At 40.8% G+C, this 12639-nt stretch carries 9 protein-coding genes; 2 read left to right on the top strand and 7 right to left on the bottom strand.

Annotated features, from left to right (window positions below; translation table 11 throughout):
- Positions 1 to 97: 97 nt before the first annotated feature.
- From murI to gmk, 6 genes are all read right to left on the bottom strand, one after another.
- Positions 98 to 904: a glutamate racemase gene (gene murI / locus BKK48_RS04045; protein ID WP_077426886.1), complete on the bottom strand. Its 807-nt coding sequence runs from the start codon at positions 902 to 904 to the stop codon at positions 98 to 100.
- 3 nt (positions 905 to 907) lie between these two features.
- Positions 908 to 1432, bottom strand: a complete 525-nt coding sequence (locus tag BKK48_RS04040; RefSeq protein ID WP_077426885.1) for a chorismate--pyruvate lyase family protein — start codon at positions 1430 to 1432, stop codon at positions 908 to 910.
- Positions 1425 to 3506, bottom strand: a complete 2082-nt coding sequence (recG, locus tag BKK48_RS04035) for an ATP-dependent DNA helicase RecG (protein ID WP_077426884.1) — start codon at positions 3504 to 3506, stop codon at positions 1425 to 1427. Before recG ends, BKK48_RS04040 begins: the two co-directional genes overlap by 8 nt.
- Before the next feature lie 10 nt (positions 3507 to 3516).
- The gene (gene spoT / locus BKK48_RS04030; RefSeq protein WP_077426883.1) at positions 3517 to 5628 is read right to left on the bottom strand and encodes a bifunctional GTP diphosphokinase/guanosine-3',5'-bis pyrophosphate 3'-pyrophosphohydrolase; all 2112 of its coding nucleotides are present in this window, start codon (positions 5626 to 5628) and stop codon (positions 3517 to 3519) included.
- A 78-nt stretch (positions 5629 to 5706) separates the two neighbouring features.
- A complete protein-coding gene (gene rpoZ, locus BKK48_RS04025) occupies positions 5707 to 5973 on the bottom strand; it encodes a DNA-directed RNA polymerase subunit omega (RefSeq protein WP_077426882.1) in 267 nt (88 codons plus the stop codon).
- Between the two features lie 63 nt (positions 5974 to 6036).
- A complete protein-coding gene (gene gmk / locus BKK48_RS04020; protein WP_077426881.1) occupies positions 6037 to 6663 on the bottom strand; it encodes a guanylate kinase in 627 nt (208 codons plus the stop codon).
- 322 nt (positions 6664 to 6985) lie between these two features.
- On the opposite strand from gmk, the gene gap reads away from it, so the two are divergent.
- Together gap and BKK48_RS04010 are read left to right on the top strand one after the other, a co-directional pair.
- Positions 6986 to 8005: a type I glyceraldehyde-3-phosphate dehydrogenase gene (gene gap / locus BKK48_RS04015; RefSeq protein WP_077426880.1), complete on the top strand. Its 1020-nt coding sequence runs from the start codon at positions 6986 to 6988 to the stop codon at positions 8003 to 8005.
- A gap of 192 nt (positions 8006 to 8197) precedes the next feature.
- Positions 8198 to 10000, top strand: coding sequence for an AMP-dependent synthetase/ligase (locus BKK48_RS04010; RefSeq protein ID WP_077426879.1), 1803 nt, complete (start codon positions 8198 to 8200; stop codon positions 9998 to 10000).
- 99 nt (positions 10001 to 10099) lie between these two features.
- Here the strand turns inward: BKK48_RS04010 and BKK48_RS04005 are convergent, their stop codons facing one another.
- The gene (locus tag BKK48_RS04005) at positions 10100 to 12562 is read right to left on the bottom strand and encodes a glycogen/starch/alpha-glucan phosphorylase (RefSeq protein WP_077426878.1); all 2463 of its coding nucleotides are present in this window, start codon (positions 12560 to 12562) and stop codon (positions 10100 to 10102) included.
- Positions 12563 to 12639: the final 77 nt, after the last annotated feature.

Raw genomic sequence — 12639 nt, 5'->3', positions numbered from 1 at the left:
TGCATTATAGGCATTTTTTAATGACACGCAAGTGGTTTTTGTAAATTTTTTTAAACTTTTTTCACTTTGATGAAACTTTCATCAAATAGGTGTTTTTTTAGCTAATATCTATAACATTTAACCCATCAAATCCCCATAAAGGTAATATTTGCTTGAATTGCAATTCTTCTGGAAAATGTTTTGTGCAAAACATTTGATTTGATTTTTCACTTTTGTTTCTTACCTTTACCTCACTAAGCAAAGATTGAACCCGTTTTGCAATGGCAGGCCCTGGATCCATAAAATATTTGACTTGGGGTAAACATAATTTGATTTCATCTTTTATTAAAGGAAAATGGGTGCATCCTAGAATTAAAGTATCTAAATCCTGCATATTCGCCCAAGGCGATAATTCGTCTTTTAATGTGATCAAGTCCACCGAATGTCCACGGATTTTTTGTTCGGCAATTTCAACTAATTTTGTTGAACCTAAGCGCTCCACTTGGTGATGTTGCGCAAATTTATGGATGAGCTCATCTACATAGTGGCGTTTTACAGTGCCTTTTGTTGCCAATAACCCAATATGTTGGGTCTTTGAAATCTCGGCTGCCGGTTTAATTGCCGGAACGGTTCCAACAATTGGGATAGAAAAAGATTCACGCAATGAAGGTAATACCACTGTACTTGCTGTATTACAAGCAATAACGATAAGATCCAAAGGATACCTCTTATCGATATGTCGGCAAATTTTCAGCGTACGTTCAATAATCTCTTCTTCAGATTTTTCTGAATATGGGAAATATTCATTATCAAAACAATATAAATATTGATAGTTAGGTAAAACTTGTTTGACTTCACGATATACACTAAAGCCACCCACACCAGAATCAAAGAAAAGAATGGTGGGTTTTATTTGAATATCCATAACTCAATTCGATAAAAAATTTGTGTCATTGTATTTACTTATCAGATAACGCTCAAGGAAAAGCTCACTAATTAATAGTGGCATTTTTTGAATAAAAAATAAGGATCGGCGAGCGTATAATCCACTTTGAGGATCCTGCGCCCATTGAATTATCTGTCTATTTGTAGCCTGTTGAAACAGCCATTCCCCAATAGGTTTATTAGCCAAATTGAATAACTCTTGATGATAATCTAATAACGCTTTTGGAATAAGAGTACGCGCTTGAACCCATGCTTGCCCATCGCCCAATAGCAAAACCTCTCGACACCAGTAATCATCAGCCGGTAGGAGCATTGCCTCATTTTCAAAGCGTTTTTTTATCCATTTTTCTGACCGCACTTTTACTTCAAATCTCTCACAAAGTCCTTTCAATTTAAGGCTCAATGACTGCTTATCAAATAACCAAGATTGAATGGAGGGAGAAAGGCATTTAGCCTGAGGATCCTCTTCAGATAGCCAGTTTAATCGAGCAAAAATCAAATCAGGCATTACTATAAATCTCACGATTATTCAACCAACGTTTAATCAAACCCTCTGCAACATCCGGATATTTTTGGATAAGCTGTTTGGCATAGTGCTGCACGGTAGGGATCATTTTGCGATCCCGCATTAAATTGGCGACTTTAAATGCCGCAATGCCCGTTTGTTTTGTTCCCAGTACCTCGCCAGGCCCTCTTATCTCCAAGTCTTTTTCAGAAATGACAAAACCATCTTGACTATCACGCAATACCTGTAAGCGTTTTTGTGAGATTTTTCCCAAAGGGGGCTTATACATCAACACACAAAAAGAAGCAGTACTTCCCCGGCCCACCCGTCCTCGTAATTGATGCAGTTGGGATAAGCCCAATCGTTCGGCATTTTCAATAATCATCAAACTGGCATTCGGCACATCCACTCCCACTTCAATCACAGTGGTCGCCACCAGCAGATCTAACTGAGCCTGCTTAAACTGCAGCATCACCTCTTGTTTTTCCTGTGGCTTCATTCGCCCGTGTACCAGACCAATTTTTAACATAGGTAATGCTTTGGTTAAATCTTCCCAAATGGCTTCGGCAGCTTGCGCCTCTAGAACTTCCGATTCATCAATCAAAGTACATACCCAATAGGCTTGACGCTTTTCATGAACACAAGCTTTTTTTACTCGTTCAACAATTTCATCCCGTCGTTCTTCTGAAATCACGACCGTTTTAATTGGTGTTCGTCCCAGCGGTAATTCATCAATAATTGAAGTATCTAAATCGGCATAGACTGTCATCGCCAGTGTTCTTGGAATTGGGGTGGCGGTCATGATTAATTGGTGCGGGTAAAATCCTGCTTTTTCCCCTTTTTCCCGTAACATTAGCCGTTGATGCACCCCAAAACGGTGCTGTTCATCAATGATAATGAGGGCGAGATCAGCAAATTCGACTTCCTCTTGAAAAAGGGCATGCGTACCAACCACCATTTGAGCTGAGCCATTTTTTATTTTTTCAAGCACTGCCTGACGGGCTTTACCTTTTACTTTCCCCGCCAACCAAGCTACCTCAATGCCAAAAGGTTCAAGCCATTGACGGAAATTATTGGCATGTTGCTCCGCTAAAATTTCTGTCGGTGCCATTAACGCGACTTGCTTACTATTATCGATTGCCAGTAATGCGGCAAGGGCTGCGACTAATGTTTTACCTGAGCCGACATCACCTTGAACCAAACGCATCATTGGATAGTTTTTTCCCAAATCTTGCGTAATCTCTTCCACTACTCGTTTTTGTGCCTTTGTCGGTTGAAAAGGTAGCGCAGCTAAGAAACGCTGTGTTAAATCCGTTTGTTCTTGTAAAGGCAAGGCTAAAAACTGCTGTGTACCTAACCGCACTTTTTGCATCGCTAAATTATGCGCAAGCAATTCCTCAAAAATTAAACGCTGTTGTGCCGGGTGCTTACCTTGCTCAAGCATTTCTAGAGAAATATCAGGCGGAGGGCGATGCAATAAATGAAGTGCTTCTTTCAAACTAAATGGGTGAGGGTTAAATTCCTGAGGTAAGATTTCTGCAATCTGCATATTATCTAATAAGGCTAAAGCCTGATCGGTGAGTTTTCGTAATGAATTTTGCTTTAAGCCCTCAGTGGTAGAATAAATAGGCGTCAGTGTTTCTTCTAACACAAGTGGCGAATTGTCCCTCAAAATCTGATATTCCGGATGATGAATTTCCGGCATATAGCGACCCCGTTTTACTTCACCAAAGGCTTTGACCCGCACACCCGCCTGAAAACTATTTCTCATGCCGGCATTAAAATTGAAAAAGCGCAACATTACTTTTGATGTGCCATCAGATAAACTGACAGATAAAATCGGACGGCGACCAAAAGTCACTTCAGCAGATTGTACGATGCCTTCAATGGTGAAATACTGTTCTGGGCGAAGATGAGCGATGGGAGTAATTCGTGTGCGATCTTCATAACGAATAGGTAAATGAAAAAGTAAATCTTGTAAATTATTAATGCCAATTTTACTGAGTTTGGCAGAAACGGCGGCACCGACACCGGAAAGTGTTGTGAGAGGAATCGCATCAAGCAATGAAACACCCATAGTTCATTTATTAAGCATTAATATTTCGTTTTGCACTCACCACACCAGTGATTCCTTTGATTCGGTGTAAAACATTTTCAAGCTGTTTTAAATCTTTCACACTGATTTGTAAAATCACAAGGAGAAGCGAATTTTCCAATTCTTCTGTCCAAATATTTTGAATTCCCCCTTCACTTGCAGTGATCGCCGTCATTAAACTCGGTAGCGCACCTTGTTCATTGAGAATTTCTACCTGTAATTCTGCATCAAAATTGACCGCACTTTGCACATTCTCCCACTTCGCTTGGGCAAGTTGATGAGCATTTTTAAGATTGCCACACTGACAATGATGAATCACCAATCCATTATTAGACGTGCTGTATCCCACAATCGGATCGCCCGGGATAGGGTGACAACATTGTGCAAATTGCGTATTCGCCATTAATACCGGTGAAATCATTAATGTATTGCTGTGATTTTGTGAATTGCCATCTACATCAACCTCAATTTGTTCACCCATTAATTGATGAGCCACCACTGGCGCAAGCAAATTCCCCAAACCAATTTCACGCAATAATTCATCTAGCGAAGAAAGTTTCAGTGCCTCCAGCGTGAGTTGAATTTGCTGCGCAGAAAGCCCATCCAAGGAATGAGGCTGTAATGCTAAATTTAGCTCTGTTTTTCCCTGTTTTATTGCATCATCGGCACAACGTTGTTTTAGATAATGGCGAATTCGGGTTTTCGCTCGGGCTGTCACCACAAAATTTAACCAATTGGCCTCCGGATGAGCATGAGGATTCGTGATAATGTTGACGGTTTGCCCCGATTCCAAAGCTTTAGAGAGCGGATAAGGTTTATGTTCAACCGTTGCGCCAATACAAGTATTCCCCACATCAGAATGCACGGCATAGGCAAAATCTACGGCTGTTGCTCCTTTAGGCAATTCCACAATGCGACCTTTCGGAGTGAACACAAAAATCTCTTTTGGGAAAAATTCAGATTTCACATTTTCAATAAACTCAAAAGAATTCCCCACACTCTGCTGAATTTCGACTAAATGTTGTAACCAACGTTGAGCACGAATTTGAGCTGTGGTGCTGTCCTGTTTACCCTTTTCGTTATTTCCCCAATATGCGGTTACCCCCATTTCCGCGACTTGTTCCATATCTTCCGTATGAATATGCACTTCCACTGGCACGCCATGAGGCCCAATCATTGAGGTTTGTAGCGATTGATAGCCGTTTGCCTTAGGCACAGCAATATAGTCTTTCACTCTTCCCGGACGAGGTTTGTAAAGATTATGTATTTGCCCTAATACCCGGTAGCAATCATCCACGGTTTTGACAATGATACGAAAGGCATAAATGTCCATAATGGAATGAAATTCTTGATCTTTTGCCCGCATTTTTTGGTAGATTTTATAGAGGTGTTTTTCACGCCCCCATACTCGTGCAACAATTCCTGCATTTTCCAATCGCACGCTGATCTCATTCGAAATACGTTCAATCAGTTCTTGGCGGTTATTACGCGCCACTTCAACCAATTTTTTCAAGACATCATAACGGTGGGGATGCATGGCCTTAAAAGATAAATCTTCCAATTCATTTTTAATATGCTCAATCCCCAAACGATGGGCAAGCGGACAATAGATTTCCAAGGTTTCCTTCGCGATCCGGCGACGTTTATCAGGACGAAGCGCACCTAAGGTTCGCATATTATGTGTTCGGTCGGCGAGTTTAATTAATACCACCCGAATATCACGGGTCATCGCCAAAATCATTTTACGGAAATTTTCCACTTGCGCTTCTTGGCGGGTACGGAATTTGAGCTTATCAAGTTTAGAAACGCCATCGACAATTTCAGCAACACTCGTGCCAAATTCAGCACTCAACTGAGCTTCTGTATAAGGGGTATCTTCGATCACATCGTGTAATAAAGCAGCCATCACCGCTTCGTGATCAAGATGCATTTGAGCAATAATGGAGGCAACCGCCACTGGGTGAGTGATATAAGGCTCGCCACTTGAACGGAACTGTCCTTCGTGTGCATCTCTTGCAATGATAAATGCACGTTTGACTAATTCAATTTGATCGGTGGGTAAATACCCTTGAATGATTCGATTTAAATCTGCAAACAGTTCCAAAGGACACCTAACTTGTTCGGGTTGAATGAATGGATTGGAATAAAAGTGCGGTAAAAACAACCGCACTTTTTAAATTTATTATTCTGTAATTAATGCCACAGCGGCTTCTTCCGTGTGCTGAATTGCTGCAATATCTTGGTGTTCTTGCTCATCCATAATATCGTTAGAAATTAAGCCTTTTTCAATTTCACGCAACGCAATTACGGTAGGTTTATCATTATCTTCCGGCACTAAAGGTTCACGTTGGTGTAACTGCAATTGTCTTGCACGACGAGCAGCGGTTAAAATTAAATCAAAACGGTTCCCTACTTTTTCTACTGCATCTTGTACTGTAACACGAGCCATATTCTACTCCGATTCATCTAAAATAAAGGATATTAAAAGGCAAACATCATACTAAATCTCACCTTATTGATCCAGTAATTGATGAATTAAGGTTGCACTTTCTCTCTGCAGATAAGCTTTCGTCAAACGTTCTGCGCGTAGAATACTTTGTAAATCTGCTAATGCTTGCTCAAAATTATCATTAACGATGACATAATCATATTCATCATAATGGGAAATTTCATTTTTTGCTTTTTCCATACGTTCTGCAATCACCGCATCGCTATCCTGCCCTCTTCCCACTAAACGGCGCTCTAACTCCGGCAACGAAGGAGGAAGAATAAAAATACTTTTAACCTTGTCCACTTTCTGACGAATTTGCTGTGCCCCTTGCCAATCAATATCTAAAAAAACATCGATACCTTTTGCCAGGTTCTCTTCAATAGCAGGCAATGAAGTCCCGTAATAATTGCCCCCAAACACCGTGGCATATTCTAAAAAGAGGTCTTGTTCAATGAGTGACTCAAATTCTTCTTTAGAAACAAAATAATAATGCACTCCATGAGCTTCACCGGGACGTGGCGCACGGGTAGTATGAGAAATGGAAACCATTTTAGGGGTGGATGAATCCCGTTCTAATAAAGCGGAAATAAGGGAGGATTTCCCTGCGCCACTTGGGGCAGAAAGAATATATAAGTTACCTTCAGACATCACATCAACCTTTTCTAAGTATTGAGAAAATTAATGTTATTATGCCGATTCTTTAAAAAAAAATCATCAAAGTGCGGTCATAAAAAGCACATTTTTTAATATCCCCATGCCTATCGTTCCAAATTGACGATCAATCCTATTTGTCAGTGCAGTTTTCGAGCCTTTTTACAAATGAAAAAAACTTGACTTAGATCACAAAAACGCCCCTCCATTTCTAGTTTTATCTTAATGCCCGTGATATAATCCGCCCGATGTTTTCAGGCGTCAGGTTGCGTCTAAAACATAACTGTTTGTTTAACTTAACTAAAAAGGTGAAAATCTTATGGCTATTAAAATTGGTATTAATGGTTTCGGCCGTATCGGTCGTATCGTATTCCGTGCAGCACAACTCCGTGATGACATCGAAGTAGTAGGTATCAATGACTTAATTGATGTTGAATACATGGCTTATATGTTGAAATATGATTCAACTCATGGTCGTTTTGATGGCACTGTTGAAGTTAAAGACGGTAATTTAGTTGTTAACGGTAAAGCCATTCGTGTTACCTCTGAACGTGACCCGGCAAACCTAAACTGGGGTGCCATCGGTGTGGATATCGCTGTTGAAGCAACCGGTTTATTCTTAACAGATGAAACCGCTCGTAAACATATCACTGCCGGTGCGAAAAAAGTGGTATTAACCGGTCCATCTAAAGATGCAACACCAATGTTTGTGCGTGGCGTAAACTTCAATGCTTACGCAGGTCAAGACATCGTGTCTAATGCATCTTGTACCACAAACTGTTTAGCCCCTTTAGCACGCGTTATCCACGAAACATTCGGTATCAAAGATGGTTTAATGACAACAGTTCACGCAACAACAGCAACACAAAAAACCGTTGATGGTCCATCTGCAAAAGACTGGCGTGGTGGCCGTGGTGCTTCACAAAACATCATCCCATCATCAACCGGTGCGGCAAAAGCAGTAGGTAAAGTATTACCGGCATTAAACGGTAAATTAACCGGTATGGCTTTCCGTGTTCCTACACCAAACGTTTCTGTTGTTGATTTAACAGTAAACCTTGAAAAAGCTGCCACCTACGAGCAAATCAAACAAGCGATCAAAGATGCCGCAGAAGGTAAAACCTTCAATGGCGAATTAAAAGGTGTTTTAGGTTACACTGAAGATGCCGTCGTTTCTACTGACTTCAACGGTTGCACATTAACCTCTGTATTCGATGCAGATGCAGGTATCGCATTAACCGATACTTTCGTGAAACTGGTTTCTTGGTATGACAACGAAGTGGGCTACTCTAATAAAGTATTAGACTTAGTGTCACACGTTTATAACTACAAAGGTTAATTAAAATCATTGTTAAACTTACCGCTCTTCGGAGCGGTTTTTTATTGGCTGAATATTGTGATCTGTCTCACAATGTACAAAAACTCACTCAAAATCATCAAAAAAACACAAGATTTATCTGGCTTTTCCTGTCATTTAACTTTATATTGGCGCACAGTTGTTAGCTCAATTATATTGAACATTAAGGTTAATATGAATTTCGATCTTCATTTTATTCATCGTATTCAACAACAAGCAAAAACAAAGGGAAATCAAACCGCACTTCGCCATAAAGAAAATGGAATTTGGAAAGACATTTCTTGGGCTGCATTTCAACATCAATTAAACCAACTCTCTCGAGCATTACTCGCTTGCAATGTTCAGGTTCAGGATAAAATTGCGATTTTCGCTCAGAATATGCCTCGTTGGACGATTGCCGATATTGCCACATTACAAATTCGTGCAATTACCGTGCCGATTTATGCCACCAACACCGCACAACAAGCGGAATTTGTGCTTCACCATGCCGATGTAAAAATTCTCTTTGTCGGCGATCAAGAACAATATGATCACGCCTTAGATATCGCCCCTCATTGTCCTCAGTTACAAAAAATTGTGGCAATGAAACCGACTATTTCGCTCAAACAAGATACGATCTCTTATACTTGGGAACAATTTATTGAATTGGGTTCAGCTGCCCAGCAAGCTGAGTTAACCCAACGCTTGCAGGATAAAACAATGGAGGATTTATTTACCATCATCTATACCTCCGGCACAACAGGCGAACCTAAAGGCGTGATGTTAGATTATTCCAACCTCGCTCATCAATTAGAAACCCATGACTTAGCACTCGATGTCACACCTCAGGATATTTCCCTCTCTTTCCTGCCTTTTTCTCATATTTTTGAACGGGCCTGGGCGGCTTATATTCTCCACCGAGGGGCTACACTTTGCTATTTGGAAGATACCAACCAAGTGCGGTCGGTTTTAAGCGAAATTCGTCCAACGCTGATGTGCGCTGTACCTCGTTTTTACGAAAAAATTTACGCAGCCGTACTGGATAAAGTACAAAAAGCCCCTAAACTTCGCCAACGTCTTTTCCATTGGGCAATGGCAATAGGGCAAAAACGTTTTGAATATTTCACACAAAATAAACCACTCCCTTTTTGGTTGAAACAACAACATCGCCTCGCTGATAAATTGGTGTTGTCCAAACTTCGCCAATTACTCGGTGGCAGAATAAAAATGATGCCTTGTGGCGGAGCTAAATTAGAGCCGGCTATTGGGTTATTTTTCCATAGTATTGGTATCAATATTAAGCTCGGTTATGGTATGACAGAAACCACCGCCACCATTTCATGCTGGCACGATCGCCAATTTAACCCAAACTCTATCGGCAGCTTAATGCCTAAAGCAGAAGTGAAAATTGGTGAAAATAATGAAATTCTCGTGCGTGGCGGCATGGTGATGAAAGGGTATTACAAAAAACCGGAAGAAACGGCTCAAGCCTTCACGGAAGACGGCTTCTTAAAAACCGGTGATGCCGGTGAATTGGATTTAGAAGGCAATCTTTTCATTACGGATCGCATCAAAGAATTAATGAAAACCTCAAACGGTAAGTACATCGCACCGCAATATATTGAAAGCAAAATCGGCAAAGATAAATTTATTGAACAAATCGCCATTGTTGCCGATGCGAAAAAATATGTTTCAGCCCTCATTGTACCTTGCTTTGACAGTTTGGAAGACTATGCCAAACAGTTGAATATTAAATATCAAGATCGTCTTGATTTAATTAAAAATTCTGAAATTTTAAAGATGTTTGAGCAACGAATTAATGCGGTACAAAAAGAATTGGCTCATTTTGAACAGGTGAAAAAATTCACCCTGCTCTCTCAAGCGTTTAGTATCAAATTAGGGGAAATTACCCCAACTTTGAAGCTCAAACGAAAAGTGATTATGGAACGCTATCGCAACCAAATTGAAGCAATGTATAAACAGCACAATGAAACCTAGCGTTGTAGTCTTTCAGACTATTCGAACATTTAAAAACACACTCAAAATCAACCGCACTTTTATCGTGCACGAAAAAAATCCCCTTTCGGGGATTTTTGTTTAATTAAGTTTTATCGGTTCGACTTTCCAAATATTTTTCGCATAATCAAGAATGGTTCTGTCTGATGAGAAAAAGCCCATATTGATCATATTTTGGATAGCACTTTCAATCCATTGCTCAGGTTGTTTGTATTTTTCATCCACCATAAGCTGTGCTTCCACATAACTGCGGAAGTCCGCAAAGGCTTGATAATAATCGTGATATTGTAAACCTTCCAGCAAATGTAAATAACGTTGTGGTTCTTTCGGAGAAAATACCCCTGAGATAATCTGATCGACCACCATGCGTAGTTCAGCATCGTTTTGATAATAATCAAAAGGACGATAGCCGTCACGGCGAAGCTGTTCTACTTGTTCCACTGTATTACCAAAAATGAAAATATGATCTTCGCCCACATTTTCCAAAATTTCCACATTTGCGCCATCTAAAGTACCGAGTGTTAATGCACCGTTAAGGGCAAATTTCATATTACTCGTCCCCGAAGCCTCCGTACCGGCAAGGGAAATTTGCTCGGAAATATCCGCCGCCGGAATGATCAGTTGAGCAAGGCTTACACTATAATTAGGAATAAACACCACTTTTAACCGGCCTTTTAACCGCTCATCATTATTGATAATGCTTGCCACATCATTAATCAAACGAATGGTCTGTTTTGCCGCATAATAGGCCGATGCCGCTTTGCCCGCTAAAATAAACACACGAGGTTGCCAATCTTTTTCAGGGTTCGCCAACATCGCATTATAACGAGCGATGATGTGTAGCACATTTAACATTTGGCGTTTATATTCGTGAATACGTTTTACCTGCACATCAAATAATGCATTCGGGTTCAATTCAATCCCCAATTCACGTTTGACGTAATCGGCCAATTTCACCTTGTTAGCATATTTAATCTCTGCAACCGCCTCTTTGAAAGCCTGCTCGTGAGCAAAGGTTTCCAATTGTTTAATTTGGCTTAAATCACAACGCCAGTCTGTACCGATATAGCGATCAAATAAAGCTGCCAATTGCGGGTTTGCCACCGCTAACCAACGACGAGGAGTGATACCATTGGTCACATTGGTAAAGCGTTCCGGATAAATGCGGGCAAAGTCTGCAAACGTAGAGGACACCATTAAATCAGAATGAATGGCCGCAACGCCGTTAATTTTGTGAGACCCTACAACAGATAGCCAGCCCATACGCACTTTGCGTTGATAACCTTCTTCAATCAACGATACGCGACGAATAAAATCATTATCCGTGGTAATATAAGTACGCACATATTCTAAGAAATGATCATTAATGTCGAAGATCATTTGTAAGTGGCGTGGCAAAATTTTTGCCATCATCTCAACCGGCCAAGTTTCTAAGGCTTCCGACATTAAAGTATGGCAAGTGTAAGAGAAAATACGACGTGTCATATCCCAAGCTTTTTGCCAACCAAATCCTTCCTCATCAATTAAGACACGCATTAATTCCGGAATGGCTAATGCGGGGTGAGTGTCATTTAAGTGAATTGCCACTTTATCGGCCAAATTCTCAAGGCTGTCATGGGTACGCTTATGACGGCGGATAATGTCTTGTAATGAGGCAGAGACAAGGAAATACTCTTGACGTAAACGTAATTCACGCCCGTTCCAAGTGGAATCATCAGGATACAGAACCCGTGATAAATTTTTGCTGGAGGCTTGGGCCTCTACGGCAGCTAAATGCTCTCCTCGGTTAAATTCAGAAAGATTAAAACTTTCACCATCGTGGGCTGCCCACAATCGTAAAGTGGCTGCAGAATCATTTTTATAACCGGGGATCATCTGATCATAAGCCAATGCTGTCACTTCTTCTTGCGGGTTCCAGATACATTTTTTACCTTCAAAATGAATGTTTCCACCAAAGGCGACATAGAAGCGTTTTGATGGACGTAAAAACTCCCAAGGCGCTCCTTTTTCTAACCAGGCATCCGGGCGTTCCACTTGCTGACCGTTTTCAATTTTTTGGCGGAACATGCCGTATTCATAACGAATTCCATAGCCCATTCCCGGTAAACCCAGTGTGGCAATAGAATCCATAAAGCAAGCGGCAAGTCGTCCCAAGCCGCCATTTCCTAATCCCGGGTCAATTTCCTTTTCAATAATCTCTTCTAAATCAACATTGAGTTCACTTAATGCTTCTTTGGTTAAATGGTAAACATCTTCGGCAATCAGTGCGTTAGAAAGTGTACGACCGATTAAAAACTCCATTGAAAGGTAATAAACCCTGCGGGCATCATCAGCTCGTGCTTGGCGAGCGGTACTAATCCACCCTTCGGTCACAAGATCCCGCACGGCGTATAATGTCGCATTGAGCCAATCCCGTTGGCTTGCTTCGCGTGGCGAACGTCCGATAGAAAAAATTAATTTATAAACGATGGATTTTTTTAATGCTTGAACATCCAATTCAGGACGATTATAAAGAAATGGAGAATCAAAATTATCCATTATCATGATGGTAAACCTCTAGTAAAAAGTAAAAAGAAAAATGTGAGGGGAGCCAATCACAACATCAGGTACACCATCTCACA

The organism is Rodentibacter heidelbergensis (genome assembly GCF_002000125.1).
Classification (GTDB): Bacteria; Pseudomonadota; Gammaproteobacteria; order Enterobacterales; family Pasteurellaceae; genus Rodentibacter; species Rodentibacter heidelbergensis.
The sequence above is the reverse complement of the archived record's forward strand: the minus strand, read 5'-3'. Positions and strand labels throughout refer to the sequence as shown.

Excerpts from the sequence above, each read along its gene's own strand:
- BKK48_RS04010 (WP_077426879.1), top strand. The coding sequence starts at position 8,198 with ATGAATTTCGATCTTCATTTTATTCATCGTATTCAACAACAAGCAAAA.
- gmk (WP_077426881.1), bottom strand. The coding sequence starts at position 6,663 with ATGTCTGAAGGTAACTTATATATTCTTTCTGCCCCAAGTGGCGCAGGG.
- gap (WP_077426880.1), top strand. The coding sequence starts at position 6,986 with ATGGCTATTAAAATTGGTATTAATGGTTTCGGCCGTATCGGTCGTATC.
- rpoZ (WP_077426882.1), bottom strand. The coding sequence starts at position 5,973 with ATGGCTCGTGTTACAGTACAAGATGCAGTAGAAAAAGTAGGGAACCGT.
- BKK48_RS04040 (WP_077426885.1), bottom strand. The coding sequence starts at position 1,432 with ATGCCTGATTTGATTTTTGCTCGATTAAACTGGCTATCTGAAGAGGAT.
- recG (WP_077426884.1), bottom strand. The coding sequence starts at position 3,506 with ATGGGTGTTTCATTGCTTGATGCGATTCCTCTCACAACACTTTCCGGT.
- murI (WP_077426886.1), bottom strand. The coding sequence starts at position 904 with ATGGATATTCAAATAAAACCCACCATTCTTTTCTTTGATTCTGGTGTG.
- BKK48_RS04005 (WP_077426878.1), bottom strand. The coding sequence starts at position 12,562 with ATGATAATGGATAATTTTGATTCTCCATTTCTTTATAATCGTCCTGAA.